At 44.3% G+C, this 26,931-nt stretch carries 20 protein-coding genes; 15 read left to right on the top strand and 5 right to left on the bottom strand.

Features of this window, described 5'->3' with window-relative positions; all coding sequences use genetic code 11:
• Positions 1-199 precede the first annotated feature (199 nt).
• The 12 genes from eat to ACR63N_RS03835 all read left to right on the top strand — a co-directional run bounded on the left by eat (position 200) and on the right by ACR63N_RS03835 (position 17,260).
• Positions 200-1,642 carry an ethanolamine permease gene (gene eat / locus ACR63N_RS03890; protein ID WP_367103755.1) on the top strand — a complete coding sequence of 481 codons (1,443 nt, stop codon included), beginning with the start codon at positions 200-202 and terminating at the stop codon, positions 1,640-1,642.
• 24 nt (positions 1,643-1,666) lie between these two features.
• Positions 1,667-3,046, top strand: a complete 1,380-nt coding sequence (locus tag ACR63N_RS03885; protein ID WP_367107141.1) for an ethanolamine ammonia-lyase subunit EutB — start codon at positions 1,667-1,669, stop codon at positions 3,044-3,046.
• Positions 3,047-3,121: 75 nt separating this feature from the next.
• Positions 3,122-4,078, top strand: coding sequence for an ethanolamine ammonia-lyase subunit EutC (gene eutC / locus ACR63N_RS03880; RefSeq protein WP_367103757.1), 957 nt, complete (start codon positions 3,122-3,124; stop codon positions 4,076-4,078).
• A gap of 40 nt (positions 4,079-4,118) precedes the next feature.
• Positions 4,119-4,445 (top strand): DUF779 domain-containing protein, encoded by a 327-nt coding sequence (locus tag ACR63N_RS03875; protein ID WP_367103758.1) that lies wholly within the window; start codon positions 4,119-4,121, stop codon positions 4,443-4,445.
• Between the two features lie 233 nt (positions 4,446-4,678).
• A complete protein-coding gene (locus ACR63N_RS03870) occupies positions 4,679-6,382 on the top strand; it encodes a GMC family oxidoreductase (RefSeq protein WP_472782493.1) in 1,704 nt (567 codons plus the stop codon).
• 289 nt (positions 6,383-6,671) lie between these two features.
• Positions 6,672-8,312 carry an ABC transporter substrate-binding protein gene (locus tag ACR63N_RS03865; RefSeq protein ID WP_367107139.1) on the top strand — a complete coding sequence of 547 codons (1,641 nt, stop codon included), beginning with the start codon at positions 6,672-6,674 and terminating at the stop codon, positions 8,310-8,312.
• A gap of 165 nt (positions 8,313-8,477) precedes the next feature.
• A complete protein-coding gene (locus tag ACR63N_RS03860) occupies positions 8,478-9,494 on the top strand; it encodes an ABC transporter permease (protein WP_367103761.1) in 1,017 nt (338 codons plus the stop codon).
• Positions 9,495-9,621: 127 nt separating this feature from the next.
• Positions 9,622-10,536: an ABC transporter permease gene (locus ACR63N_RS03855; protein ID WP_367103762.1), complete on the top strand. Its 915-nt coding sequence runs from the start codon at positions 9,622-9,624 to the stop codon at positions 10,534-10,536.
• A complete protein-coding gene (locus tag ACR63N_RS03850; RefSeq protein WP_367103763.1) occupies positions 10,536-11,612 on the top strand; it encodes an ABC transporter ATP-binding protein in 1,077 nt (358 codons plus the stop codon). The genes ACR63N_RS03855 and ACR63N_RS03850 overlap by 1 nt, the downstream gene beginning before the upstream one ends.
• Positions 11,605-12,576 carry a peptide ABC transporter ATP-binding protein gene (locus tag ACR63N_RS03845; RefSeq protein ID WP_367107138.1) on the top strand — a complete coding sequence of 324 codons (972 nt, stop codon included), beginning with the start codon at positions 11,605-11,607 and terminating at the stop codon, positions 12,574-12,576. Before ACR63N_RS03850 ends, ACR63N_RS03845 begins: the two co-directional genes overlap by 8 nt.
• A 962-nt stretch (positions 12,577-13,538) precedes the next feature.
• Entirely contained in the window at positions 13,539-15,302 is a 1,764-nt protein-coding gene (locus tag ACR63N_RS03840) for a sodium:solute symporter family protein (RefSeq protein ID WP_472782492.1), read from the top strand.
• Complete coding sequence (locus ACR63N_RS03835) at positions 15,299-17,260, top strand: oxidoreductase (protein WP_472782491.1); 1,962 nt, start codon at positions 15,299-15,301, stop codon at positions 17,258-17,260. Before ACR63N_RS03840 ends, ACR63N_RS03835 begins: the two co-directional genes overlap by 4 nt.
• A gap of 160 nt (positions 17,261-17,420) precedes the next feature.
• Here ACR63N_RS03835 and ACR63N_RS03830 read toward each other — a convergent pair whose 3' ends face one another.
• Positions 17,421-18,404 (bottom strand): NERD domain-containing protein, encoded by a 984-nt coding sequence (locus ACR63N_RS03830; protein ID WP_472782490.1) that lies wholly within the window; start codon positions 18,402-18,404, stop codon positions 17,421-17,423.
• A gap of 169 nt (positions 18,405-18,573) precedes the next feature.
• Between ACR63N_RS03830 and ACR63N_RS03825 the strand changes: the two genes are divergently transcribed.
• On the top strand, positions 18,574-19,479 hold the full coding sequence (locus tag ACR63N_RS03825; protein ID WP_472782489.1) for an MBL fold metallo-hydrolase: 906 nt from the start codon (positions 18,574-18,576) through the stop codon (positions 19,477-19,479).
• 74 nt (positions 19,480-19,553) lie between these two features.
• On the opposite strand, the gene ACR63N_RS03820 is transcribed toward ACR63N_RS03825, so the two are convergent.
• Together ACR63N_RS03820 and ACR63N_RS03815 are read right to left on the bottom strand one after the other, a co-directional pair.
• Positions 19,554-20,264: a pirin family protein gene (locus ACR63N_RS03820; RefSeq protein WP_472782705.1), complete on the bottom strand. Its 711-nt coding sequence runs from the start codon at positions 20,262-20,264 to the stop codon at positions 19,554-19,556.
• 150 nt (positions 20,265-20,414) lie between these two features.
• Positions 20,415-21,368: an MBL fold metallo-hydrolase gene (locus ACR63N_RS03815; protein ID WP_472782488.1), complete on the bottom strand. Its 954-nt coding sequence runs from the start codon at positions 21,366-21,368 to the stop codon at positions 20,415-20,417.
• Positions 21,369-21,727: 359 nt separating this feature from the next.
• Here ACR63N_RS03815 and ACR63N_RS03810 point away from each other — a divergent pair, with 359 nt between their 5' ends.
• Positions 21,728-22,981, top strand: coding sequence for an alpha-hydroxy-acid oxidizing protein (locus tag ACR63N_RS03810; protein WP_472782487.1), 1,254 nt, complete (start codon positions 21,728-21,730; stop codon positions 22,979-22,981).
• A 304-nt stretch (positions 22,982-23,285) separates the two neighbouring features.
• Here ACR63N_RS03810 and ACR63N_RS03805 read toward each other — a convergent pair whose 3' ends face one another.
• Positions 23,286-23,675, bottom strand: coding sequence for a hypothetical protein (locus tag ACR63N_RS03805; protein ID WP_367109869.1), 390 nt, complete (start codon positions 23,673-23,675; stop codon positions 23,286-23,288).
• A 513-nt stretch (positions 23,676-24,188) separates the two neighbouring features.
• Between ACR63N_RS03805 and ACR63N_RS03800 the strand changes: the two genes are divergently transcribed.
• Positions 24,189-24,461: a hypothetical protein gene (locus tag ACR63N_RS03800; protein ID WP_472782486.1), complete on the top strand. Its 273-nt coding sequence runs from the start codon at positions 24,189-24,191 to the stop codon at positions 24,459-24,461.
• Positions 24,462-24,683: 222 nt separating this feature from the next.
• On the opposite strand, the gene tkt is transcribed toward ACR63N_RS03800, so the two are convergent.
• Positions 24,684-26,681, bottom strand: coding sequence for a transketolase (tkt, locus tag ACR63N_RS03795; protein ID WP_472782485.1), 1,998 nt, complete (start codon positions 26,679-26,681; stop codon positions 24,684-24,686).
• Positions 26,682-26,931 lie beyond the last annotated feature (250 nt).

The raw sequence follows: 26,931 nt of genomic DNA, 5'->3' as shown, positions 1-26,931 counted from the left end.
GACATTTCTATATTGATTTCACGATTACTTTTTTTGATTATTAATAATAGGTCGTATCCTTTCAACCATGCGTTACTAGCAATTTGAGTTGAAGAGATACGACCTTTTTATCTTTAGTTATCCATTTATTTGTCAGCACTTAATAGCAAAAGTTAGCAGTACCCTTGGTTTATTTATAACCTTTATTTAGGGGAACAACATGACAGACACGTCTAACCATCAAAACAGTGCCGTCTCCGGTAGCTCTCAAGTTGAAAAAGATTATTTTGCCAAACGCCAACTCAAAGAAGGCGCGGTTGGCTGGGTTTTATTGATAGGTCTTGGCGTGGCTTACGTCATCTCCGGAGACTTTGCAGGTTGGAACTTTGGTCTAGCGCAGGGTGGTTGGGGCGGTTTGTTTGTTGCTCTGTTAGCGGTAGCGTTGATGTATCTATGTATGTGCCTATCGATGTCAGAGATGTCTACTATGCTGCCAACAGCTGGAGGCGGCTATAGCTTCGCCCGTACAGCTTTTGGCCCTCTAGGAGGCTATCTAACGGGTACCGCGATTTTGATTGAATACGCTATTGCGCCTGCAGCTATTGCGGTGTTCATCGGCTCTTATTGCGAATCACTATTCGGTATCGGTGGCTGGATTATTTATTTGACCTGCTATATCGTCTTTATAGGCATTCACTTAAAAGGCGCAGGCGAAGCCTTAAAGATTATGTTCGGCATTACCGCCGTGGCCTGTATCGCCCTAGTGGTTTTTATCGTATCCATGATTCCGCATTTTAATAGTGATAATTTATTCAACATCGCCGTCGGTACCCAAGCAGGTGCTAGCCCGTTTCTACCCTTTGGCTATATCGGTATTTGGGCGGCCGTCCCCTACGCTATTTGGTTCTTTTTAGCGGTTGAAGGCGTACCTCTTGCCGCCGAGGAAGCCAAAGACCCTGCCAAATCACTACCGCGCGGCTTGATTGGTGCCATGTTAATCTTGGCATCATTTGCGCTGCTTATTCTGTTTTTAGGGCCAGGCGCGGCAGGCGCTGATACGCTAAAAGATTCAGGCGCGCCTTTGGTAGATGCCTTAGTGGCAGTCTATGGCAATAACACGTGGCTGGCAGGCTTTGTAAACTTTGTCGGTCTTGCAGGACTTATCGCCAGCTTCTTCTCCATCATTTACGCTTACTCGCGGCAGATTTTCGCCCTATCACGCGCGGGTTATCTGCCTAAAAAACTCTCGCTAACCAACAGTAATAAAGCGCCTTATTTAGCACTTATTGTCCCCGGCATTATTGGATTCTTATTATCGCTCACTGGTGAGGGCGATTTGCTGATTTTAATGGCAGTATTTGGCGCGACTATCTCCTATGTATTAATGATGGCTTCGCACATCAAACTGCGCTTGTCTCGCCCTGATCTGCCGCGTCCTTATAAGACTCCGGGCGGTATTGTGACTTCAAGTATAGCGCTGGTACTGGCATTGCTCGCCGTCATTGCAGGGCTAATGGTAGATCCAAAAGTTTGGTTTATGGCCGCTGGAATTTATATCGTCTTTATTCTGTATTTTGTCATCTTTAGTCGTCACCATTTGGTTAGCGGTACACCAGAAGAAGAGTTTGCAGAGATTCAAGCGGCATCAGAGGATTTGAGTTAATGGTATTTATAGAAGGGAAAAAAAATGACTTATCACCATACCGTAGGACAACACAACTACCAATTTGACAGTCTAAAAACGTTACTTGCCAAAGCTTCACCGCGCCGATCAGGAGACGAGCTGGCCGGTGTTGCTGCCGCTGATGCTACTGAGCGTGTAGCGGCGCAAATGGCCTTGGCTGATTGCTTATTAATCGACTTTTTGGATGACATTACTATCCCTTATAAAGACGATGAAGTAACGCGGCTGATTATGGCGCAGCACGATAGCCAAGCTTTTGCTAAGATATCTAGCTTTACCGTTGGTGATTTAAGAAACTGGCTATTAGGCGAGTCTGCCACCAAAGATAGCATCACACAATTAAAGTACGCCTTTACCCCCGAGATGGTAGCGGCTGTCAGCAAAATTATGCGCGTTCAAGATTTGATACTAGTTGCCAAAAAATGCAATGTCGTCACCAAATTTCGCAATACGATTGGTCTTGAGGGTCGTTTGTCTACACGTTTGCAGCCCAATCACCCGACCGACGACATGTTAGGCATTTCTGCCAGTATTATCGATGGCCTCATGTATGGCAATGGCGATGCGGTCATCGGTATCAATCCTGCGACCGACAATCTGCAAAACCTAACAGAGCTATTAAAGCTACTCGATCATGTGATATCTGAGTACCAAATTCCTACGCAGTCTTGCGTATTGACGCACATCACCTCTGCCATTCAGCTCATTGAAAAAAAAGTCCCCGTCGACTTGGTCTTTCAATCGATCACAGGCAGCGAGAAAGCCAATACCAGCTTTGGGATAAATTTGGCGCTACTGCGCGAGGGTCAGGAAGCGGGCGTCAGTCTTAATCGCGGAACGGTCGGTCAAAACGTCATGTACTTTGAGACCGGACAAGGCAGCGCATTATCGAGCAACGCCCATTTCGACGTCGATCAGCAAACGCTAGAAGCAAGAGCCTACGCCGTAGCCCGCGAGTTTGATCCGCTGCTGGTGAATACTGTAGTAGGGTTTATCGGTCCTGAATATCTATTTGATGGTAAACAAATCATTCGCGCAGGTCTTGAGGATCATTTCTGTGGCAAATTGCTTGGTGTGCCTATGGGCTGCGATATTTGCTATACCAATCACGCCGATGCCGATCAAGACGATATGGATACTTTATTGACCTTACTGGCAACGGCGGGGATTAACTTTATTATGGGCATCCCAGGCTCCGATGATGTGATGCTTAATTATCAGACCACCTCATTTCATGACGCGCTTTATGCCAGACAACTGCTTGGGCTGACCCCTGCTCCTGAGTTTGCGCATTGGCTCAGTGAAAACGGCATTTATACTCAATCGCAAAACCGTATTCAGTGGTCAGATAAGCCATCAAAGCTGCTCTCTAGCATTATATAAAACTATATATTTATATAAGAACGATTAGAAGAGAGAAATAAGGTATAGCACTACTAAATTATAAAGGAGGATCTAATGTCTAATCATGATTGGCAAACCAAGCCATCGGTTATCGAGGATGGCAACTCTAAAACTGGTCAGCGTGGCGAGTTGGTACATTTAGATCCTTGGCAAAAGCTAAAAGAATACACCGACTCTAGAATCGCGCTTGGCCGCGTGGGCTGTAGCCTGCCGACCAAACCTTTATTAAAGTTTCAGCTCGATCATGCCGAGGCCAAAGACGCAGTATTACAAGACTTAGATGTTGAGGCTTTGATTCAAGATTTAGCTGAAGCTTGTCAAGTTACTTTTAAAGATATGGATGACGAGTCTGGTACAGAAGAAGATTTCGAAAAATCAGATCAGCAAGAAGGAGCATCATCTGATGAGGTTTGGGATCTATTTACAGTCACCAGTCAGACCGAAGATAAGTCTGAGTATCTCAAACGTCCCGATTGGGGCAGACTGTTAAGCGAAGATTCTGCTGAAAAGTTAGAGCAGTTTGCAGAGCGTTCAAATTTAGATAAACCTTACGATGTGCTCATCGTGCTCGGCGATGGGCTATCGGCACGGGCAATAGAAGAAAATGGTCCAAAGCTAGTAGCAGAATTATTGCCGTTATTTAAAGAAGAAGGCTGGAGTATCGCGCCTTTAGTGATTGCTACGGGCAGCCGCGTCGCTTTAGGCGATAAGGTAGCAGAACGACTCAAGGCCAAGATGCTGGTCATGCTCATTGGTGAGCGCCCCGGCCTAAGCTCCCCTGATAGCTTAGGTATTTATTATACGTGGAGTGCGCATAGTGAGAGCCATGATGCGATGCGCAACTGCATCTCCAACGTACGCGCCGCAGGATTGCCTATTAAAATGGCCGCCAGTCGTTTGTTGGCCTTGATGAAGAAATCTGCTGAGCTTAAATTATCAGGGGTTGAGCTTAAAGATGAGCAAGAGCTACCCACCATAGATCAAAGCCAGCCGACCATAAAATTGCTGTAAAATATAGGTTAAGACGAATTAAATGTACAAGGAGTTCATTATGAAAGTCATGGCTACAGAGTCCTGCAAAGCACTTATTGAGTTATTAAAATCTAAGCATGGCGAGCTGATGTTTCATCAGTCCGGTGGCTGCTGCGATGGTAGCTCACCGATGTGCTATCCATTAGGAGAGTTTAAAGTAGGCGGACAAGATGTATTGGTTGGTGATTTGGCGGGTTGTCCTTTTTATATGGGTAAAGCTCAGTATAAACTCTGGCAGCATACCGATCTGACTATTGACGTAGTAGACGGGCGCGGCGCCAGTTTTTCACTGGAGATACCAGAGGGCAAACGCTTTATTGTGCGCTCAGAGATATGTGAGGTATAAACCGATTATAGTCAATACACGTCAAAATAGGTCCAGTGTTGCTAGTATAAAATGTGCTAGTTTTATTTAGGGTTGACTATACAAAGTTGATTCGGTAATTTTTACTCTTCTTTTAAGGCGTATTGGTCGATTGATACGCTTTAGTCATTTTTATTTCTCTATTTTGACGAAATAATAGTTATGGTAATAAGTAACCAATATTTGATTGGCAGGGAAGCAACAAGGAACAGTATATGGAAGTCGATAAAAAATTTGACTATGTTATCGTTGGAGGCGGTTCAGCAGGATGCGTGCTTGCCAGCCGTCTTACTGAAAATCCGGACATCAGCGTTTGTCTATTAGAATATGGTGGCGCTGGCAAAGACTTAGCCGTTCGTGTACCTGCTGGACTGATCTTACTTGTACCCGGTAAACCCCTTAAACTCAATAACTGGTGCTTTCATACTACTCCGCAAACCCATCTGAACAATCGTCGTGGTTTTCAACCGCGCGGGCAATGTTTGGGCGGTTCCTCCGCCATCAACGCTATGATTTATACCCGCGGTAGTGCTCTAGATTATGAGCGCTGGGTCGATGCAGGCTGTACAGGCTGGGGCTTCGATGACGTGCTGCCCTACTTTATCAAGGCTGAAAACAATGTACGTGGTAGCAATGAGCATCACGGTGATAGAGGACCATTACATGTCTCTGATCTACTGAGCCCGCGTGAGATCTCCAAGGCTTTTGTAGAGGCCGGCATCGCCAATGGACTAGATCACAATGACGACTTTAATGGCGATAAGCAAGACGGCGTCGGGCTATACCAGGTCACCCATTTTCATGGTGATAAGCAAGGTCAGCGCTGTTCTGCTGCTGCCGCATACTTGCATCCTGTACAAAGCCGTCCCAATTTAAGCGTCATCACTCACGCCCAGGTCAACCGAGTCATTTTTGAAGACAACAAAGCGGTTGGTGTGATTTATGAAAAACAAGACGGCGAGCTGACCATTAGAGCGCACCATGAGGTCATTTTGTCAGGTGGCGCTTTTGGCTCACCCAAAGTCCTTATGCTGTCGGGTATTGGTCCGGCAGAGCATCTACAAAAGCACGATATCGACGTAGTGGTTGATGCACCTGAAGTCGGCGGTAATCTGCAAGATCATCTTGATGTGGTCTTCGATTATGAAGTCAATACCACTGACGTCTTTGGTATCGGTATGGTGGCAGGCAAAAACTTCTTTAAAGCCATGAAACAGTGGAAAAAAGACGGCACCGGTATCCTCTCAACCAATTATGCTGAAGCAGGAGCTTTTTTTAGCGTAGGTGATGATGCACAAAACTGGCCGAATACTCAGTTGCACTTTGTTATATCGCGAGTGATCAACCATGGCCGCGACCTAAAACGCGGCTACGCGATCTCCTGTCATGCCTGTTATCTACGCCCCGAAAGTCGCGGTACGGTCAGGCTAAATTCTGCAATTCCCTCTGACCCTGTGCTAATTGATCCCAATTATCTAGCGCATCCAAAAGATGTTGAATATATGGTGGCGGGCGCAGAACGTACCCGCGCAATTATGGCCGAGGCACCCATTGCTAAATATATCACCGAGGACTACCCTGCGCCCTATATCGAAAAAGACGGCATGCTCGGTTATATAAAAAATAGATCCGATACCATTTATCATCCGGTAGGCACTTGCCGTATGGGCTCAGATGACAAATCGGTAGTTGATTTAGAACTCAAAGTACGCGGTGTCACCGGTCTGCGCGTGATCGACGCTTCAGTTATGCCGACTTTAATCAGCGCTAATACCAATGCTCCCACGATTATGATCGCTGAGAGGCTAGCGGATATGATTAAAACTGAGCACGGTAAAGTTAAGCGTAACGATACTAAGCATAGTGAGGTTAGCAGTAGTGAGGGACAGCATAGCCCTGCTGAGACCGTTTCAGGTTAAAGTATGGCAAGATGAATAATTTGTCCACCCTGAAAAGTGGATAAGAGTATAGACAAAATAGTTAAACGAAAATTTAATCTTGCGTTACAACCGTTTAACATAGTATATTCGTTTCACTGTTTTGTCCGACTATATTCGGTGCAAGCTTCGTTTAAAACTAAAACGGCGTTATTACTCAATTAGGTTGTTTAATAAATAATTCAAAGGGAATTGAAGGATAGCTGATTGTATTTATAGTTTCAATATGAATACAATCAGCTATCCCTTACCATTTACATAGGATGTAACCATGCAGCACTCACTTTTTAAGCTTACCCTATTAGCAGCAGTTACTTTAGGCCTTAGTGCTTGCGGCGGTAATAATCAAACCGCCGATGAGACAACTGCCAGCTCAGATAGCACTGGGTCAAAGACTTTGCTTTATTGCTCAGAGGGCAGCCCCGCCGGCTTTGATCCTGCGCAGTATACTGCCGGTACTGATTTTGATGCCAGTGCCTACCCTATCTATAACGGTATTGTACAATTTAAGCGCGCTGAGACTGAGATTGAACCTGCGTTAGCCGAGAGTTGGGAGATCAGTGAAGATGGCAAAACCTATACCTTTAATTTGCGTAAAGGGGTAAAGTTTGGTACTACTGACTACTTTACTCCAACGCGTGATTTCAATGCCGATGACTTTATTTTTACCTTAAAGCGCATTACTGATCCTGACTTTGAGTTCAATAAAGCCTATCCCGCTGAATTCCCTTATTCAGTAGGTATGGGATTGCCTGACATCATCTCTGATATCGAAAAGGTTGATGATTATACGGTTAAAGTTACGCTAAGCGAGACCAATGCCCCTTTCTTACAAAACCTAGCTATGCCCTTTGCCTATATCAATTCTGCTGAGTATGCCGACCAGTTATTAGCTTCGGACAACGCTGCTGATATCAACACCAAACCAGTTGGTACCGGACCCTTTGTCTTCACCTCCTACCAAAAAGACGCCCAAATTCGCTATACCAAAAATCCAGACTATTGGAACAAAGACGATATTCATATCGATAATTTAGTCTTCGTCATTACTAAAGACTCAGCCGTGCGCGCGCAAAAAGTACAGGCAGGCGAGTGCCATGTATCGGCCTATCCAAAACCTGCTGAGATCGAATCGGTTAAATCCTCAGGTAAAGCCACGGTACTTGATCAGCCCGGCTTTAACTTGGGCTATGTCGGCTACAATGTCGAGAAACCTAAACTTAGTGACCTCAAAGTCCGTCAAGCCTTAGATATGGCGATCAACAAAGACGCTATCATCAATGCGGTTTATCAAAGCGAAGGCGTAAAAGCGACCAATCCGATGCCGCCGACGCAGTGGGGCTATGATGAGTCACTACAAGATGCGCCTTATGATGTAGAAAAGGCCAAAGCGCTTATTCAAGAAGCCGGAGCTGACGACCTTGAAATTGACTTATGGTATATGCCCGTGCAGCGCCCGTACAATCCTAATGCCAAGCTTATGGCAGAGATGCTACAAGCAGATTGGGCAAAGATTGGTGTTGACGCCAATCTGGTTACTTATGAGTGGGGCGAGTACCTAAACCGCGCCTCTAAAGGTGAGCCGGATGTCATCCTATCAGGCTGGACCGGTGATAATGGTGATCCAGATAACTGGCTGGGTACTTTATTATCATGCGACGCGATCGGCGGTAATAATTACGCACGCTGGTGTAATGAGGACTTTGACACTTTAGTTACCAATGCTCGTCAAATCAATAATCAAGATGAACGTGTCAATGAATACGTGCAAGCTCAGCAAATATTCAAAGAGCAGTTGCCTTGGAGCACCATGGCGCATTCGGTAGTTACCGTATTTACCGCTCCGAACGTTAAAGACTATAAGATTAGCCCGCTTGGCTCCATACGTTTTGATGGGGTCAGTGTTGAGTAGTTTTAGCTGACTAAGTCTGATTCAGCCCAGCTTGCAAAGTATCTCATCAATGCTTGGCTGGATCAGACGCCCTGCTCTAGCCTTATTTTTACAAGCTAAGCTATACAACCAAGCGTTTCGTAATGAAGCATTTTATTACTAATACTATAACTATTGAGCAGCCTTATGCTACTTTATATTCTGCGCCGCATTGCTATCTTAATTCCTGTCTATATTGGCTTAACGTTATCGACATTTACTTTGATCCGTTTAGTTCCTGGTGATGCGGTTCAGATTATGATGGGCGAGCGCATGGTAGATCCGGAGCTGCATGCTCGCGCTTTAGAAAGGCTAGGACTTGATAAACCACTCATTGTCCAGTATTGGAATTATCTGACCGATATATTGCAAGGTGATTTTGGTGAGTCTTTCCGCACTCGTACGCCAATACTGCAAGATTTCTTTTCTCATTTCGTACCCACTTTAGAGCTAGCATTATGCGCTATTGTTATTGCTAGCGTGATCGGGGTTAGCTTGGGTATTTTCGCCGCGCTACGCCGTGGGACTTGGATTGATTACACTTTGATGTCAGGGGCGTTGGCAGGTTATTCTATGCCTATCTATCTGCTAGGGCCTATCTTGACTGGTATATTTGCGCACTATCTAGGTCTGTTGCCAGTCGCTGGGGTGATCTCTGTTGCGCAGTTTTTGGATGTCCAGCCTTTGTATGGCTCTTGGTTATTAGGCTCGCTGACCTCAGGAGAACCAGGCGCTTTTTGGGATGTGGTCAAGCATTTCATCTTGCCCTCTATCGCGTTATCGACTATTCCTTTGGCAATGATTGCGCGGATGACCCGCTCAGCTATGCTCGAGGTATTAGACGAGGACTATGTGCGTACGGCAAGGGCTAAAGGGTTGTCCCCGCGCCGCGTCATATTAATACACGTCATGCGTAACGCTTTGATTACCGTCGTTACTGTGGTTGGCTTACAGATGGCGACCTTGCTTGCCGGCGCCATTATTACTGAGACTATTTTTAGCTGGCCAGGTGTTGGTAATTGGCTGCTGGATGGCTTTTTTACTCGGGATTATCCTATTGTACAAAACGGTATTTTATTGGTCGCGACCGCACTGATTTTGGTGAGTTTATTTATCGATATTTTGTATGGTCTTATTAATCCACGTATCCGGCATACTTCCTAACTTGATAATACTCGATACTCATTTATTGCTCTATTTAAAATTGCTCAAATAGTGACGATTGGCGCTTAAAGGGTTGTAGTAAAGCTCTCTACAAATCCAAAAGCGCTGACCACTACAGGAATTGCTCATGAAGCCTTCTGTTCTTCCCTCTGATATCGATCTTATGGCTGCCAATCCGCCCTCGTCTTGGCAGTTGTTTTTGGCAACGTTTTGCCGCAATAAAGGCGCCGTATTAGGCTTTATCGTGCTGACTTTAATGGTAGTGATTGCCATACTTGCGCCAGCCATTGCGCCGCATGACCCTTATGAATTGTTCACAGGACAAGAACAATTGCCGCCAGCATTCTTAAGCGGCGGTGACAGTATGTTTTGGCTCGGTACTGATGATGCAGGCCGAGACACTCTATCAAGGGTCATGTATGGCGCACGCTATTCGTTATTTATTGGTCTGAGCGCCACCACTTTAGCGATGATCGTGGGGATCTCTTTGGGGCTTAGCGCGGCATTTTGGCCTAAAGTTTGGGGTAAAGCGGTCATGCTGGTCAACGATATCTTGATGTCTTATCCTAGCTTATTATTGGCGATTATTATTGCTGCCATTTTAGGCCCTTCTATGACCAATACCATTATTACCATCGCTCTGGTTTGTACGCCACCCTTTATTCGCTTAACTCGTGCCACAGCGATGGTGGAGCTACAACGCGAGTATTTTACCGCTTCGCAGGTCATGGGTGCAGGTGTGATACGTTTGTTGTTCGTCACCATTTTGCCCAATTGTATGGCGCCGCTTATCGTACAGGCGACAATGATTTTCTCCTCGGCTATTTTGGAAGCAGGTGCCATTGGTTTCTTAGGCTTTGGCGTGCAACCACCAGATGCTGAATGGGGTGCAATGCTGGGCACAGCACGGCAATATATTCAAAGTAATGTTTGGCTAGCCATTTGGCCAGGTGTCGCTATCTTTTTAGCTGCTTTGTCAATTAACCTGACCGGCGATGGTCTACGCGATGCTCTAGATCCCAAATTGAAGCAGGTAACGTAATGAATAATTCCTTAAATAATGCTTCTGCAATGAACACAGCATTTTCAACGACCAAAGATGAATCCTTACTGCTGGATATCGAAAATCTATCGGTCACTTTTGGAGAGGGCGCGCGTGCTTTTCGCGCAGTAGACGATGTGTCGTTGACAATCAAGCATAGCGAAGTTATCGCTGTCGTTGGTGAGTCCGGCTCTGGTAAATCCGTCACCATGATGGCGCTAATGGGACTATTGCCGCCTTCTGCCACAGTGCGTGCCAAGCGGGTGATGTTTGATAATAAAGATATGTTGAGCCTATCTGCCAAAGAAAAACGCAGCATCATTGGCAATGATATCTCTATGATTTTCCAAAACGCTATGTCTTGCTTAAACCCTAGTTTCACTGTTGAGATGCAGCTAGGTGAAGTACTGCGTAAACACCTTGGTCTACGCGGCTCGGCGGTACGCACGCGTATCTTAGAGCTACTAGAGTTGGTCGAGATGCCCGATGCCAAAAACCGTCTCAAGGTTTATCCGCATCAGCTCTCAGGGGGCATGAGTCAGCGCGTGATGATTGCGATGGCGATTGCTTGCGAGCCCAAATTACTTATCGCTGATGAACCCACCACCGCCCTTGATGTCACCGTACAAGCACAAATTATGGATTTGCTTAGTCGTCTACAGCGCGAAAAACAGATGGCGATGGTATTGATCACCCATGATTTAGGTCTTGTGGCTCAAAACTCGCGCGATGTGGCGGTAATGTACGCTGGACAAGTGGTTGAGACCAGTACCGTACCTGAGATTTTCCAAAATCCGGCGCATCCTTATACCGAGGCCCTGCTGCAAGCTATCCCAGAGTTGGCTATTGGACAAGATAGATTAAATAGCCTGCCAGGCGTGGTACCTAGTCAATACGATCGCCCCAAAGGTTGCCTGCTGTCGCCGCGCTGTCCCTATAAAGAGCCTGCCTGCGAAGTGCCGCCGCCGATCTTAACCACACCAAATGGCAAAGTACGCTGTATTCACCCCGACCTCGTTGATTTCAAAGCTACTCTGCCCCCATCTATTGAAGCGCTGGAATCCACTCATGAGTAATAAAGTTGTACTAAAAGCCATTGATTTGCATAAACATTATCCGGTGTCGCAAGGTTTGGGTAAAGCCAAAGCTTATGTGAAAGCACTAAACGGAGTGTCTTTTGAGCTAAAAGCCGGCAAGACGCTGGCGGTAGTTGGCGAATCAGGCTGCGGTAAATCTACGCTTGCCCGCCAATTAACACTCATTGAACAGCCCACTAGCGGTGAGCTATTTATCAATGATGAAGCGACCACCGGTTACAGCCGAAAAGCTTTAAAAGAGTTGCGTACCGAGATTCAGATGGTGTTCCAAAACCCTTATGGTAGCCTCAACCCGCGTCATACCGTCGGTTATCAGTTGACTGAACCGCTAGATATTCATACCAAATTATCAAAAGAAGACAAACGCGATAAAATTAATGAGATGATGCGCAATGTTGGTCTACGTCCCGAACACGCAGGGCGTTATCCGCATATGTTTTCAGGCGGTCAGCGCCAGCGCATTGCCCTTGCCCGCGCTATGATGCTTAATCCAAAAATTGTCGTCGCTGATGAACCCACCTCAGCGCTTGATGTGTCGATTCAAGCTCAAGTGTTAAATCTTTTTATGGATTTGCAGGACGAGTATCATACCGCTTACGTCTTTATCTCACATAACTTATCGGTAGTGCGTCATGTCGCTGATGAGGTGATGGTGATGTACTTAGGTCAGGCGGTTGAGCATGGGCCAAAAGAAGCTATTTATAATGCGCCTAAGCATCCTTATACCATCGCTCTATTGGCCGCAGCGCCAACGGTGGCGGGTCAGAAGAATGATTTAACCCTGCACGGCGAGCTACCTAGCCCGCTAAATCCGCCTAGTGGCTGTGCCTTACATAAACGCTGCCCTTTTGCTAAGCTTAAATGTAGCGAGATAGAGCCAAAACTCAGAGAGTGGGAAGGTCGCTTGGTATCTTGTATACGTTTGGAAGAAATTTATGGTTAGAATGATAGTTATTTGATTCACAAATTATCTTACTGATCTTAACCTTCTATAAATGTCTATCAAGAAAGATCAATTGCGACTTCTACAGTCGCCGTATCTTCAGGTATAAAGCATAAGCAAACCTCGCCGACATCATTTCAAAAACAATAAATCTCATTTTTTTATCATATAGTGGCATAGCCTGCTCATCCTTGCCTATGCAAATGTACGCCAAAAATTGAACAAGCATTTGGATGTTAATCTACGATTGTATATGTTTTCTAATTTAATCTTATACCTTAAAAACATAGGTATTTGCTTAAAACTCCAAATGATTCCGTTCGCTCAGTAGATACAGTGACAAAACGATAGTGCTGACTTTAGTCATCAAAAGTTAAACTTTATTTTTTAATGAGAGTTGTCAATAAAAATACTGTAAATAATAAATAGTAGACAAAAATTTATAAAAAATAAAATCAAAAGTTTATTAAATTAATTTTTATTTTGTATTCAATAGATGTTAAGAATTTATAAATAGAAAAGCCTAACAACTAGTGTTAGGCTTTTTTTATTCTCTTGAAGCCGTTATAGTAAATTGGAAAATGCCGTTTAATCTAGCTTATTTGTTTAAATATTTATTCTTCAATTACTCATAACCGAGTACAACTTTAATTTTTGAGATTAGTATTGGTTGACCACTATCCTTTTAATATATAACATCGTATAAAAAGACTCATTAAATTCTTATTTATAATTATTTATAGTCACTCAAAATATTGTGTTCAGTAATATACAAGTTTCTACCACTTTTTAACTACTTTTACTAAAAAATGGAGAAATAAAAAAGAAAGGTTATGTATTACTATAACTAGTAGTAAGCTAGAGTTGTACTGTTTATAGTCGGTTTAAATAACATTGGAAGTTACCTTAATAGCATTTGTTACCTATGCTGTTAATGGACCACATTATTATAAGGATACGCTATGAATATATACTTTTGGGGGCTGTTAATTAGCATTGCGGTCTACCTACTAGTAGGCAACTATGCCGGGCGCAGGGTACAGGGCATAGAAGACTACTATGTAGCAGGACGAAATGCGCCTACCCTACTAATTGTTGGTACCTTAGTAGCCAGTTTTCTCAGTACCACCGCTTTTCTTGGCGAAACGGGTTTTGCCTATGACGGCTATGCCTTTTTGATGCTGGCATTGACGGCCATTAATACCAGTGGTTATGTGTTGGGAGCACTGTTCTTTGGGCGTTTTATACGACGTAGCAAATCATTGACCGTCCCAGAGTTCTTTGCCAAGCGTTTTGATTCGCGCGCCATTCAGGTGCTAGCTGGGTACACCACTGCGATCGGTCTCACCGCTTATTTATTGGCCGTTACCCAAGGCGCTTCAATCTTGATCGCAGATGTGGTAGGCATACCCTACGGCGCCGCCCTTCTTATGGTTTGGGTAGGCTACATGGGATTCACCCTGTATTCAGGATCCAGCGGGGTGGTGCTGACTGACACTATTATGTTCTTATTATTTACCGCAGTCACCGTCATTGCCCTACCTTATATACTGGTTGAAGGCGGCGGTTGGCACGCTTCACTAAACGCGCTTGCCACCTATGAAGCCAAACCGGGTATTATTGCTTGGCATGGTTTAACCGGAGAAAACGCTATATGGTCTTCTGGAGGGGAGGCGCTTGTTTGGGCAGTCATACTGGGAGTCTCTTGGTCAATCGTTTTAGCTGTCAGCCCTTGGCAAACCAGCCGTTATTTGATGGCGCGAAGTGAGCATGTGGTGGTGCGCTCAGCCTGCGTTGCCGGACTGGTACTTGCGTCAATGTACATAATAATGATGTTCAGCGGCGCTGCGATCAACCTTGCTAACCCAAATATCGAACCCTCCGAGCGCGCTATCATTTGGGCAGGCATAAACATGATGCCAGCCTTTGTTGGCACCCTGCTCATATCAGGTATTATGGCGGCGGCCCTGTCTTCATGCTCAACCTTTTTGTCCTTAATTAGCTTTAGCGTTACCAACGATATCATCGATTCAAGGAAGTGGAGCGATAACAAAACCTTGCGTCTAAGCCGCTATATTATGTTCGCCGCGGCGCTAATTAGCTTGATTTTAGCGTTTCTGCAGCCGCCAGCGGTGATGTGGATCACTTATTTTGCAGGTACTTTGTTTGCGTCTTCTTGGGGTCCTGTGGCCTTTATGAGTATTTGGAGTCGCCGCATCAGTGCGCCTGCCGCTTTCGTTGGCATGTTCGTGGGTTTTGTCGTCAATATCGGCGCCAAACTCATGGACACTGCCGGCATGATCTCGTTATCTGTGTATATGGATCCTTTTATTTTAGGTCTGGTTAGCAGTATCGTTTGTATTCTTGTCATTTCTCGTTTTACCAAGCCAACGAGCGCCGCTCTTGCCTACTATGAAGCTATTCGCCAAACACCAGAGGAAGAGTTTGATCCGGTAAGGGTGAAAAAAACACTGATCTGGCCAGTAATTGTCATGGTCTCAGGGCTGGCTATTTCAGGGTTAATGCTTATGTTCTACGCTGTTCCTTATGCTGCAGCCGTAGGACGTGAGTTCAGTATCTTTAGTGGCGAGAGCTTGCTTGCACTAGGTTATGGCTTGGCGGTATTTAGCGTCGGTTTACTAGCTTTTTGGCAAGTAAAACGGGCTTACGGCCATAAAGCTGCTCGCATTGCAGCCGATAAACAATTAATGGAGACACGTTCATGAGTACTCAGCCGCTCTTCCCTACTCTTTTTTCACCGTTCAAAATCGGTCAGCATACCATACCTAATCGTATTGTGCTGACCGGTCACGATACCTGTCTACCAGAAGATAGCGTTGCTAACGATGCGCTTGTTGCCTATATCGAAAAGCGTGCTCGCTACGGTACTGGCCTGATCGTACTGCAAGTCTCTGGAGTACATGAAACGGCACGCTACACCTCACACTTACTGATGGCTAACCAAGATGGCTGCATTCCAGGATATCGACGCTTGGTTGAAGCGTGTCAGCGTCACGGTACGGTGCTCTTTGCCCAGCTGCTACATCCAGGCCGCGAAATTATGGAGTCCGCCGATGGATTAAAGCCAGTCGCCTACTCAGCCTCCAACTCTCCACAAGAGCGCTTCCACGTCATGCCGCGTGCCCTCAATCAAAGCACAATTCATGACATCGTTACCAGTTTTGGTGATGCAGCCATGCGTATGCAGCAGGCGGGAATTCAAGGCATAGAGATTGTTGCCAGTCATGGCTATCTACCGGCGCAGTTTCTTAGCTCAAAGGTAAACCATCGATCTGATAAATACGGCGGTAGCTTCGCTAACCGGATACGTTTTTTGGAAGAGATCATCGATGAGATTCGTCGTCGGGCTGGAGATGAACTAGCTATAGGACTGCGCATCTCTTGTGATGAGCGCGATGAAGACGGTATGGGCGAAGAAGATGCAATCGAGGCGCTAAAGTATTTAGAAAATAAGCTGGACTATGCTAGTGTTGTCGCGGGAACCTCTGCGACGCTAGGAGGAGCGATACATATCGTGCCGCCCATGATGTATGACAATGCTTACCTCAAGGATGAAGCTTTGGCGCTGCGTGCGGGTTTGTCTCTGCCTTTGATCCTCACTGGGCGTATCAACCAACCGCACGAGGCAGAAGAGGTGTTACGTTCAGGAGCGGCGGATCTATGCGGCATGACTCGAGCACTGATCTGCGATCCGGCTATGCCAAGCAAGGCTAAAAACAACGATGCGGATGGCATTCGTGCTTGTATCGGCTGCAATCAGGCTTGCATTGGCCGCTTCCATCGTGGCCTGCCAATCTCGTGTATACAATATCCCGAATCAGGCCGTGAGCTGCAGTACAATGATATCGGTACTGCGGAACATCCTCGCCGTGTCGCAGTAATTGGCGGTGGTCCAGCTGGCATGAAAGCCGCTGTGATAGCAGCAGCCAGAGGTCATAAGGTAACCCTTTTTGAAGCTAATTCACGCCTAGGAGGCCAAGTCAATCTAGCGCAGCTATTACCGCATCGTGCTGAGTTCGGTGGACTTATCACCAACTTACAAGAGGAGCTTAAGCGTAGTCAGGTCGAGGTATTGACCCAGCAAAACGTCACGCCAGAAAAGCTGCTTGAAGAAGGCTACGAGCAAGTGCTAATGGCAACTGGTGCCAAACCCTACAGCCCACCTTTGGAACGTATGGGCAGCCTACCAGTCAGTCAAGCTATCGATTTGTTAGGTGCGACCACCTTGCCCGGCGGTCACGTGGTGGTCTATGATAGCAAGGGCGACTGGATCGGCGTTGGCGTCGCAGAAATGCTAGCCAAGTCAGGCGCAAAGGTAACGCTTGCCGTCAACGGCTTACATGTAGGCGAGTCACTACAAAGTTATGTCCGCGACCATACCGCAGCAAGACTCCACAACCTTGGTATCAAAATAGTAACCTACGCCCGAGCATTTGGGATCGACGATGACACGGTTTATTTTCATCACACTGCAGGCGGCGAGCCCATGATTCTAGATGACGTTGATCATCTAGTATTGTCCTGTGGAGGGATACCCAACGTCTCCCCCGAAGATGAGGATCGTTGGCTTGATCTACCCGTTACTTTGATCGGTGACTGTCTCGCTCCGCGTACTGCCGAAGAAGCCGTGTACGATGGTCTCAAATCTGCGATCAGTATTTGAATGCAGCCTTTTTAACAAAAACTCTTATTACGATTAAATGCGCCATTAATCAAACTGGTCAGATATTACCTATATCTGACTTTTTATAAACCTTAATCTATTTTAAGGCGAGACTCATATTATCAAAAACTTAATTGAGCTTTTGTTTAATCAACATTCATCACCTCGCGACACTGTCTACGACGCCACGGCATTTAGGAAACTGACTACAACCGTAAAATGTATGACCTTGGCGCGTGCCTTTTTTGGCGACACGCTTTACCATCTCGCTCCGACATTTAGGACAAGTAGGATTTTGGATGAAGGCCGCAGGTATTTTAATTGATTCAGTAGAAGCAGTCTCAATCGTTTTAATATCAGAATCTAAAATATCAAACGGAGTGATATAAACAGTATCGCTAATAGTAGATTGAGCTATCTGTAAATCATCCTGTTCGGTTTTCACTTGACCCGACCATTGGTGTACTTCTCTACTTTTAATCACCGCGGGCATTTTTAGTTCGGGTTTTAGATTGGTCTTAAGCTGAGGTTTTACCATAACAGCTGAATCAACAGTTTGTTTTTTATCTGTATTAGCATGCTTGTCTTTTAAATAGGCTTTATGCTGACTGTTCGTTTTCCAAGATTTGCTAAATCTATTATTTTCAATCTCCTCGACGATAGCTTTGACTTCTTCATCGGTTAATATCTTATCTTGCTTTTTCTTCACATAAGACACCATGCCGCTCGTCAGTACGTGTTCTGGCAGCTCATCACGAGTCTTAAGCTCGCACTCACCGATAAAAGCAATCATCGAATGGAAATAACTCATATCCAATTCTAATAAATCAGCTAGCGTTTTGATATGTAGATAATTTTGCCGTAGTGGATTCTGAAACTTATATTTGCGGCCATTTGGAAAGGCCTGCGTCCACTGCCGTTGCTTCTCATTACCAAATATCCAGCCTTTATAATTCTTGGTTTCGATGACGAAAATGCCATACACAGAGACGATGACATGGTCAATTTGGGTGCTACCGCCATTAGACAGCGGCAAAGTGACATTGTTCAGGCGATGATAAACGTCTTTTTCAAGCTTTAGCCACATGGCTACGTTGATGACCGTCTCGCCTAATATACCTTTGAAGCTGGAGATAAGGGACATTAATGGTTTACTCTATTTTTGATTGATGACATTTTATAACTTACGCTCATATCTTTTCTGGTTTAATGATTATTAGATTAAGTAAGTTTGCAAAAAATATGACAACTTTCTCAATTCTGAGTAGGTGTCACCCCTAATAACATACTGACTTAGATTTGGAGAAAGTATCATGAAAACAATTTTGAAACGATTCACCTTTCTTGCCGCTCTTATCTTTTCAGCAAGTGTAGTACAGGCTGAAACCCGTGTGATTATGCTGGGAACGGGAACGCCTGTGCCTAGCGCCGAACGTGCTGGTTCAGGGCTTGCTGTCATTCATGATGGTGAGGCTTATTTATTCGATGCAGGGCATGGTACTGTACAACGCGCGATCCAAGCTTGGAAAACGATGGATGCGCCTGAATTGAGTCCTCATATGATTAAACATGTATTTTTATCGCATCTACATAGCGATCATACTATGGACTATTCGGAACTGGCTGCCACCTATTGGTGGAGACGTGAGGCGCGATTGAATGCTTATGGCCCAAAAGGTTTGCAAGATATGACCGATGGCTACTATGATATGCAAAAAACAGATATCTCTTTGCGCACTGACGGCATTCAACCAATTAAAGATAAAACGATGTACCGGGTAGCAGTAAATGAAATTCCTAAAGACGGTATTATTTTTGATGAGAATGAGGTTACCATAGAAGCCTTTAGCGTTGACCATGGGGATATAGAGCCTGCTTATGGCTACAAAATAACCACTCCTGATAAGTCCATTATCTTTTCTGGTGATACATCTTATAGTGAAAACCTTATTAAAAAATCAAAAGGCACAGATATTCTGATCCATGAAGTTGTCAGCGAGGAAGGATGGAACGCTTTGCCTGCAGATTGGCAAGCTTATCATGGAGCAGCCCATACCTTGACCAGTGAGCTGGCAAAAGTAGCTAATAAAGCAAAGCCTGATTTATTGGTGTTAACTCACGTGCTGCACTTCGGCGCTCCTATTGAAACGGCTTATTCAGAGGTCAAGGAGCTTTACGACGGAGAGGTGGTATTAGCAGAAGATCTTGATGAATATTAGATATTACGAGTGATTTGAAACCAAGTGGTAGAGTACGCTAAGTGTACTCTACTAAAAACTATAGCTGAAAATAATCACCCAACCGGCACTTCCATCACCAATACCTGCGCATTGCTAATCACGTCCATCGTAAACTTATCAGTCTCGGTAATACCCAATCCATCGCGCGGCTGTAAGACTTTACTATCAATGACCACACTGCCTGAAATTACAAATATGTAAACGCCGTTGCTAGCATCATTTAACGTATAGGTTTTAGTCACGCCTGCATCAAACTCACCGACACTAAACCATGCATTTTGATGCAGCCACACGCCAGCGTCATTCGCGTTTGGTGAGAGTACTTGATTAAACTGATTACGATTTAATAGCTCAACTAAGCTAACCTGCTGATAGCGCGGAGTCACATCTTTTTGATTAGGCTCAATCCAGATTTGTAGCAGCTTAACCGGTGTATCTACGCTAGCGTTCAGCTCAGAATGCGAGACTCCTGTGCCCGCCGACATGACCTGAATGTCACCAGCACTTATCGTGCTTTCGTTGCCCATGTTATCTTTATGCACCAGAGCACCTAACAGCGGGATACTGACGATCTCCATGTTCTTATGGGAGTGTGAACTTAAGCCATGACCACCCTCGATATGATCATCATTAATCACTTTAAGTGCACCAAACCCTACCCGATCTGGGGCATAGTAATCGGCAAAACTAAAGGTATGCTTGCTTTTGAGCCAATCATGATACGAGCCGCCGCGTGTATTTGCTGGATGATGGATGGTTTTCATCATGAGTCCTCGTTTGGTTTGAATTACTAAAAAAAACGATATTCAATATTTTGTCTCATAAAAAAGAGTTGCCAGAATACTCTAACAACTCTTTTATGAAGACGACTAATTAAAAAACTTTCTAAAATGACAGTTTAATTCAATCGCTAATTACCACATACCACGGCGATGATTCTTCACCCAGCGGTGCATACCTAGCGTATTCAAGGTTTTCATGTTGCTAAAGTTGGTCCAGCTTTGTACCTCGGGACTAAACTCAATATTGCGATAGAGCTGATCCCAGCTTTGTCCGGCGCGCTCAAGCATCAGCACTTGTCTATGCAAATCAGTCATATAAGCCCGTAGTTTAACTTGTTCAGCTTTGGTCGCTGGTGTGTAATGACCGATATCGATAATATCGACGTCTTGGGCAATTACCCAATCTAAAGTGTCAATCCAGCCATCATAATAGAAGTCCAAAAAGTCATTATAGGGCATGGTTTCGTTTTGGCAGACATCAGTACATTGCAGCGCTTTTTGGCGCGGGAACAGTACCATGGTCATACTATTTGAGTGACTGGGTGCCACATGATGCAGCTCTACTGTCTCGCCACCTAAAGTGATGGTCATTTTCTCATCAAATACTTTATCAGGAATGGCATAAGGCATTTTTTCGCCAATGACTGGCTCAACAGCGTTCTCGTGAGCGACAATAGTAGCGCCTTGTCTTTGGAAGACTTGGCTACCTGCCATATGATCGGCATGAGCATGAGTCAAGACATTGTATTTAACAGGCACACCAAAACGGCTTTGGATTTCTTTACTTAGCCACTCCGTAGCACAGGTAGCGCCGCCATCAACGACTAGAGCACCTTCATCGGTAATCATCACAATGCCGCTATGAACTGCGAGGCCTGATCCATTAGTATGACGATATAAGTTGTCTTTAAGCTTCGTTAACGTTGGCGCTGCATCATCACACATGCCCACCGTAAAATCAGGCAGCGTTGGACGATTTTTGATGTTTGATTTGTCAACTGCGATACCTGTATCAGTTGCAGCGATAGCAGATACTGAAAGCGCAAAACTAGCGATAGTCAGTAAAGATTTTTTTAATAAATTCATAAAATATCTTCCATAATATTAGGCTGGGATATAAGAATAAACTGAAATGATAAAGTTAAAAAAGTACCAAAGAGATATTGAATTAACAGTTACTATGCAGCAATAATATATAATAATTATGAGCTCGTTTGAAGTTTTGTTTAACAGTTGCAGTACACACTTTAAATTTAATTTACATTTTTATTGAAATATATTGATTTTATTATACAATAAACAAGGCGTAAAATTATTTCTTTGAGAGTTTAAATGCAATAATCATAAGGCTTGTGTGGTTTTTACTACCAACTTTTATACCTTTGTTTTTATATAATTTAGTAGTCAAATTCATATTCCAAAATCTAATGATTTAAGGACACAAAATGACATCATCCACTCATGTTTTAGCAAAGAAGAGTATTTCACGACGCAAAATAATAGGAGCTGCTGGTATTGGTTTAAGCACTCTGCCCTTAATGAGTACGCAAGTGTTTGCAGCTGTTAGTGATAACGCCCGCCCTCAAGCACCCTATCGCGCTAGTACGGCTGAACAAAAACTTGATATTATCAGTCTTGATCGTCTTGCTGTAAAAGCACGCGGCGCTATCCCAAAAGAAGGTTATGCGTTTGTATCGGGCGGCGCTGGGGCTGAATGGACACTGCGAGAAAACCGTCGTGCCTTTAATGATTATCGTATCGCCGCCAAACGCTTAGTAGGCTTAAGTAACGGTGATATCGATATTAGAACCTCTTTACTAGGTTTAGATATGCCATCCCCTATTATGGTAGCTCCTATGGGCGCGCACAGAATGGTACACGAAAAAGGTGAAGTAGATACTGCTCGCGGTGCTGGTCTTGCTAATATTTTGTACTGCTCATCTGGAGCATCTAATGCAACGCTTGAAGAGATCGCTCAAGCCACTACAGGGCCAAAATGGTTTCAACTATACTGGAACAATGATGACAGAGTGACGCGCTCACTACTGACCCGCGCTAAAAAAGCGGGCTATTCAGCCATCGTTTTGACTGCCGACGCTCTAGGTCCAGGTCGTCCTGAAGACTTTATAGCTATGGGCAATCCGTTTCGTCCCGATGCTACCTTTGGTAACCACGATCCTGAAAAAGGCGGTTTCGGTGATTTTGGGGATCAAAAAACAGCTTTGACGGTTAAAGACATTCAGTTCACCAAACAGTTTACCGGACTGCCCGTTATCGTCAAAGGCATATTACGTCCTGACGATGCAGATAGATTCATTCGTGCTGGCGCCGATGCCATTCAAGTCTCAAACCATGGTGGTCGTCAGATCGATGGTGTACCTGCAGGCATTACAGCACTGCCGCCTATCGTTGCGGCTGTTAATAACCGTGTGCCAGTTATCTTAGATGGCGGGGTACGTCGTGGTATCGATATCATTCGTGCTGTCGCTATGGGTGCAGATGCGGTTGCTATTGGTCGTCCGTTTATGTATGGTCTAGGCTTGGGCGGGGCGCAGGGCGTACAATCTGTCGCTGAACATATTAACAATGATTTAAAATCAGCTCTACTGCTGTCAGGGGCTTCTAAATTATCTGATCTAAATCCTGACTTTATCGAGATCGTCGGTCAAAATGAGGAATACAGTACCTTTGACGGCTAGGAGGATTTTGAGATTTTAATCTTTTTGTCAAAACACTAAAAGAGCTGCTAGCGTATTCTGGCAGCTCTTTTAGTTTGGAGTTTTATTGATATAAGTTTTAGGTAGTTGTGTACATATTTTTGTTAAATAACAATAAAAAATCCAACTCTAAACGCCCAGTTTTAAAACTTGGTTTTGACGTCTAGAATTGGATTTTTTAGCAACATGTCAATTAAAGGCGGTTTTGTTTAGCTTTAACATAATCTCTGTAAAGGCTCTACAATTCAAAAACCTTTTCATGTACTAAGATAGCTTCTTAAAAGATTTAATACTGCCATTTCTTATTTTGATTTTTATCGATCTTACCCTTTTTCTTATATATTCTTTTTTGAACCTTAGTATGTATCTTATCCCGTCTTTTTTGAGCCTTTTGATTGATCTCGTCTAGCGTTTTCTGTATTTTTTTGTCTATCTTATCTAATTCTTTTTGACGCTTGTTGTCTATCTTATCTAACTCTTTTTGATGCTTTTTGTCCACTTCATCTTGTTCTTTTCGAATCTTCTTATCGATTTTATCTTGCTCTTTTTGACGTTTCTTCTCTATTTTATCTAATTCTTTTTGACGCTCTTTTTCTACCTTATCTTGCTGCTTTTGTTCCTTCTTATCTAATTGAGTATTATCTATCTCATCGTTGTTAAAAGACTTGTTTGACATGATGTATCCTCTTAATTATATGATTGTGTAGAACATCTCGATATTAGATATTAAGTTAGTATTTGTACCTAGTCAACTTGATACTACAAATATAAACCTCACAGAACTTTTTGTTTAGATTCAATCACAAAGGACAACGTTGATTGATATTATAGAGTACTTGATTGACGTATATGTATGCAATACGAAAGAATCGTAGGGACGTTCCACGCACCGATATGATTTAGCTTAGCCACTTTGAGATCAAAGAAAGCTAGACCATAAAAACAAAAAGATTAGCCTCGAGATTTGAATAATTTAAAAGTGAGGAAATATGCGAATTATGGCTCGGTTTTCTTTAAAGGTTTATTCGCACCTTCATTCAAGCATAGCTTTCGTCTTGTCGGCTGTTTCTAGTTTAGAAGTCGATATTGGAACACTAATTGCATTCTATAACCCAGTCAATAATAGAACCATCAGTTTTAATTTAATAGGTTCTGTTGAATATTTTTAGCTAAAAAGCAAAGGTAGAACATGGTACTTTCATGGCGTGGTTATGGATTGTTGACCCTTGTTTTTTGGGCTTTTTCTTTTTTGATACATTTGTCGTTTTTTGGCTGGGACGCTGATATTGGTTTCACCTACGCTTTTCTACTCATACTATCCGCTGGCGTATTATGGATTATTGGTCATAAACTCAACGGTGATTTAGAATATTATGATGCGCCGCACGTCTTTATGCGCGTTCGTTTACAATACTGCGGCTTATTCTATCTGATAGCTGTGCCTTACTATTTTATGGCTTAGTCTGTAGGTTGGGTGGAGCTTGCGACACCCAACGTTCCGCTTAATAAGTCGTTGGGTCTCGTACTTCGACACCAACCTACCCATCGATTCATTTTTAATGATTTAAAACCAAAAACCAACCAAAAAAAGAGCCACTAGAATCATCCAGTAGCTCTGCTCAATAATGTCATCACTCAACTATAAACCATAGCTAAGTGCTGGGATAAAGCCGCAGCCTACAAATCAGACCAAACTATTCACAGCCTCAACCACCGCTTCAGTAGTGATACCGAACTCTTTATACAAGTCACTTGCAGGTGCTGATTCGCCATAAGTAGTCATACCGATGACTTTACCATCCAAGCCAACGAACTTATGCCAGTAGTCCACATGTGCAGCTTCCACCGCGACGCGGGCGCGGATAGTGGCAGGCAATACCGCTTCACGATAGCTGGCGTCTTGCTCCATGAATATCTCGGCACATGGCATAGAGACGACACGCACACCAACGCCATTTTGGCTAATCGTTTTATGCGCTTCCATAGCTAAGCCAACTTCTGAACCCGTCGCAATGATGATGGCTTTTAGCTCGCCCTGCTCTTTCGCTAAGACATAACCACCTTTGGTAATGTTCACCACTTGTTCACTATCACGCACTTGATGCGGCAAGCTTTGACGACTAAAAATCAGTGCTGATGGATTATTTTCAGACTTAATCGCTTCTACCCAAGCCGTAGCAGATTCAGTCGCATCACAAGGACGCCATGTACGTAGGTTTGGCGTAGTACGCAGGTTAGTCAGTTGCTCAACCGGTTGATGCGTTGGACCATCCTCGCCCAGACCAATAGAATCATGGGTATAGACATGGATGATGCGCTGCTTCATAAGCGCGCCCATACGCACAGCGTTACGCGCGTATTCCATGAACATCAGGAAGGTTGCCACATAAGGGATAAAGCCGCCATGGAGCGCGATACCATTAGCAATTGCCGTCATACCAAACTCGCGCACACCGTAGTAGATATAATTACCGTCAGCGTCAGTCTCGATACCTTTTGCGCCATTAAATAAGGTCAAGTTCGAGCCAGCTAGATCGGCAGAGCCGCCCATCAATTCTGGTAATAATGGCTGCAAAGTATTGATAGCGTTTTGACTGGCTTTACGGCTGGCAACATCACCGCCCTGCTCTTGGGTTTGTTGAATGTAGTCCTTTGCTTGCTTGTCAAAGTCGCTTGGTAATTCGCCATTTAAGCGGCGTAATAACTCAGCAGCTAGTTCTGGATAAGCCTTTTTATACGCTTCAAAGTCCGCTTCCCAGTTCTTTTGTAGCGTGTCGCCTTTAGCTTTACCGTCCCATGCTTCATAGATCTCTTCGTCTAAATCAAATGGGCCATGTTTCCAAGATAAGGCATCACGGGTTAGAGCGATTTCGTCATCACCAAGTGGCGCGCCATGGCTTGAAGCCAGGCCTTGTTTGTTTGGACTTCCGACACCGATGATAGTTTTACAGATAATTAGACTCGGTTTGCTGGTTTCATTGATTGCTTGTTCAGTAGCCTCAGTGATCGCATCGGTATCATGACCGTCAACTTTGAGCACTTGCCAGCCATAAGCTTCAAAGCGTCCTGCGGTATCATCGGTGAACCAGCCTTCGACATTACCATCGATAGAGATGCCGTTATCATCATAGAAGAAGACCAATTTGCCAAGTCCTAACGTACCCGCCAGTGAGCACACTTCATGACTGATGCCTTCCATCAAGCAGCCATCGCCCAAGAACGCATAAGTATGGTGATCGACGATGTTATGGCCGTCACGGTTGAACTGTGCAGCAAGCGTTTTCTCAGCAATAGCAAAGCCTACCGCATTTGCAATACCTTGACCTAGCGGCCCTGTAGTAGTTTCAATACCAGGCGTATAACCTAGCTCAGGATGACCTGGGGTTTTAGAATGCAGCTGACGAAAGTTTTTTAGATCGTGGACGCTGACATCATAACCTGTTAAATGCAGTAATGAATAAATCAGCATTGAGCCGTGACCGTTTGATAATACAAAGCGATCACGGTTGTGCCATTGTGGATCAGTAGGGTTGTGCTTTAAGAACTTGCGCCACAACACTTCAGCAATATCAGCCATTCCCATCGGTGCACCGGGGTGCCCTGAGTTGGCTTTTTGCACCGCATCAAATGAGAGTACACGGATGGCATTGGCAAGTTTACGTTCGTTAATTGGAGTGGGCATAGCGTGTCCTAAGATTGAAGGATAAAAGAAGAGTCAAACAAATAAAGGCGCAATAAAAAATCTTAATAAGTAGAGTTTGAAATCAAATAAGATGTGGAATTTAGATGCAATAGTAACATAGTAGACATAATCCTCGCCAAGAAATGGCATGGCTTATACGTTTATATTTAACAATGACTTATATTGACTTTTTCAAACGGTTCATAAAAAACCATTGCTCATAATTATTATAAACAATGGTTACAGGCTA

Source organism: Psychrobacter sp. M4 (assembly GCF_055699795.1).
This window is presented reverse-complemented; position numbering and strand designations above follow the sequence as displayed.

Excerpts from the sequence above, each read along its gene's own strand:
- ACR63N_RS03825 (WP_472782489.1), top strand. The coding sequence starts at position 18,574 with ATGAAAACAATTTTGAAACGATTCACCTTTCTTGCCGCTCTTATCTTT.
- tkt (WP_472782485.1), bottom strand. The coding sequence starts at position 26,681 with ATGCCCACTCCAATTAACGAACGTAAACTTGCCAATGCCATCCGTGTA.
- ACR63N_RS03805 (WP_367109869.1), bottom strand. The coding sequence starts at position 23,675 with ATGTCAAACAAGTCTTTTAACAACGATGAGATAGATAATACTCAATTA.
- ACR63N_RS03830 (WP_472782490.1), bottom strand. The coding sequence starts at position 18,404 with ATGTCCCTTATCTCCAGCTTCAAAGGTATATTAGGCGAGACGGTCATC.
- ACR63N_RS03870 (WP_472782493.1), top strand. The coding sequence starts at position 4,679 with ATGGAAGTCGATAAAAAATTTGACTATGTTATCGTTGGAGGCGGTTCA.
- ACR63N_RS03815 (WP_472782488.1), bottom strand. The coding sequence starts at position 21,368 with ATGAATTTATTAAAAAAATCTTTACTGACTATCGCTAGTTTTGCGCTT.
- ACR63N_RS03885 (WP_367107141.1), top strand. The coding sequence starts at position 1,667 with ATGACTTATCACCATACCGTAGGACAACACAACTACCAATTTGACAGT.
- ACR63N_RS03835 (WP_472782491.1), top strand. The coding sequence starts at position 15,299 with ATGAGTACTCAGCCGCTCTTCCCTACTCTTTTTTCACCGTTCAAAATC.
- ACR63N_RS03810 (WP_472782487.1), top strand. The coding sequence starts at position 21,728 with ATGACATCATCCACTCATGTTTTAGCAAAGAAGAGTATTTCACGACGC.
- ACR63N_RS03860 (WP_367103761.1), top strand. The coding sequence starts at position 8,478 with ATGCTACTTTATATTCTGCGCCGCATTGCTATCTTAATTCCTGTCTAT.
- ACR63N_RS03840 (WP_472782492.1), top strand. The coding sequence starts at position 13,539 with ATGAATATATACTTTTGGGGGCTGTTAATTAGCATTGCGGTCTACCTA.
- ACR63N_RS03820 (WP_472782705.1), bottom strand. The coding sequence starts at position 20,264 with ATGAAAACCATCCATCATCCAGCAAATACACGCGGCGGCTCGTATCAT.
- ACR63N_RS03850 (WP_367103763.1), top strand. The coding sequence starts at position 10,536 with ATGAATAATTCCTTAAATAATGCTTCTGCAATGAACACAGCATTTTCA.
- eutC (WP_367103757.1), top strand. The coding sequence starts at position 3,122 with ATGTCTAATCATGATTGGCAAACCAAGCCATCGGTTATCGAGGATGGC.
- ACR63N_RS03855 (WP_367103762.1), top strand. The coding sequence starts at position 9,622 with ATGAAGCCTTCTGTTCTTCCCTCTGATATCGATCTTATGGCTGCCAAT.
- ACR63N_RS03845 (WP_367107138.1), top strand. The coding sequence starts at position 11,605 with ATGAGTAATAAAGTTGTACTAAAAGCCATTGATTTGCATAAACATTAT.
- eat (WP_367103755.1), top strand. The coding sequence starts at position 200 with ATGACAGACACGTCTAACCATCAAAACAGTGCCGTCTCCGGTAGCTCT.
- ACR63N_RS03800 (WP_472782486.1), top strand. The coding sequence starts at position 24,189 with ATGGTACTTTCATGGCGTGGTTATGGATTGTTGACCCTTGTTTTTTGG.
- ACR63N_RS03865 (WP_367107139.1), top strand. The coding sequence starts at position 6,672 with ATGCAGCACTCACTTTTTAAGCTTACCCTATTAGCAGCAGTTACTTTA.
- ACR63N_RS03875 (WP_367103758.1), top strand. The coding sequence starts at position 4,119 with ATGAAAGTCATGGCTACAGAGTCCTGCAAAGCACTTATTGAGTTATTA.